At 52.7% G+C, this 1,424-nt stretch carries 1 protein-coding gene; it reads right to left on the bottom strand.

Going from position 1 to position 1,424, the window contains the following annotated elements:
* Nucleotides 1-1,424 (bottom strand): tandem-95 repeat protein (locus tag IQR33_RS34150; RefSeq protein WP_228014091.1); only part of this gene is annotated, 1,424 nt, incomplete at both ends.

The following is a 1,424-nucleotide window of genomic DNA, read 5'->3' as shown; positions in this document are numbered from 1 at the left end:
AGCTTATCGCCATCCACATCGGTGTCGTTTGGCAGAACATCAATCGTCACTGGCGTGTCTTCGTCAGTGACAGCGGTATCATCTTTTGCCACTGGCGCATCGTTGACTGGCGTCACATCGACGTTCACCGTGGTGAATTCCGATACCCCACCGGAGGTAACGATGTACGTGAAGCTGTCTGCACCGTGGAAGTTGTCGTTTGGCGTGTAAGTGACGCTGCCGTCCGGGTTGACCGAGACCGTGCCGTTGGCTGGACCGTTATTGCTATCGAGCGACACCACTTTGTCGTCGCCTTCAAACGTGTCGTTACCTAGGACGTTAATGATGGTCGGCGTGTCTTCCACAACCGTCGCGCGGTCAGATTCAATATCTGCCACAGGCGCAACCATAAAGTTTACCGTTTGGCTGACGCTTTCACCGCTTGGATCAGTAGCCGTAAAGGTTAACGCTTCTGAGCCGTTCCAGTCTGCCGTTGGGCTAATGGTCGCGATGCCATTTTCTATTGAGACATTGACATTACTGTTACCTGAGACGCTAAACGTTAACTCACCATCGGCGTTATCCACATCGCTGAAAGCGGTATTCAGATTGATGCTGTATGGCGTGAAATCTTCCGCCAAGGTTTGGTCTGCAATGCTACTTTCAACCACAGGCGTGTCGTTCACCGCATTCACGGTGACGTTGACCGTCGCTTGGTCAGTCAGCGAACCATCGGTGATGGTGTAAGTGATTTCGGCATCACCATGGAAGTTCTCGGCCGGTGTGAACACCAGTTTGCCATCAACAATCTCAACTGTCCCCTGGTCACTCGGCACAGACGCCGAGTCAATACGTAATGTATCACCATCGATGTCAGTATCGTTTGGCAAGATATCAATCGTAACAGCGGTATCTTCTTGTGTTGTTGCCGCGTCATCGTTTGCCACTGGCGCGTCATTCACTGGCGTCACATCGACGTTCACTGTGGTGGACTCCGATACCCCACCCGAGGTAACGATGTAGGTAAAACTGTCTGCCCCGTGATAGTTGTCGTTTGGCGTGTAAGTGACACTGCCGTCCGGGTTGACCGAGACCGTGCCGTTCGCTGGACCGTTATTGGTATCGAGCGACACCACTTTGTCGTCGCCTTCAAACGTATCGTTACCTAAGACCTTAATGATGGTTGGCGTGTCTTCCACGACCGTCGCGTTGTCTGCCACGATGTCCGCCACAGGCGCAACTGTGAAGTTCACCGTTTGGCTGACGCTTTCACCGCTTGGATCGGTGGCCGTAAACGTTAGGGTTTCTGAGCCGTTCCAGTCTGCGGTTGGAGTGAACGTAGCAATCCCATTGACGATCGCCACTTGAATGTTGCTGTTGCCGGAGACGCTGAAGGTCAGATCGCCATCCACGTTATCTACATCGCTGAAAGCCGTATTCAGATT

The organism is Vibrio sp. OPT46 (genome assembly GCF_015163535.1).
In the GTDB taxonomy this organism is placed as follows: Bacteria; Pseudomonadota; Gammaproteobacteria; order Enterobacterales; family Vibrionaceae; genus Vibrio; species Vibrio alginolyticus.
This window is presented reverse-complemented; position numbering and strand designations above follow the sequence as displayed.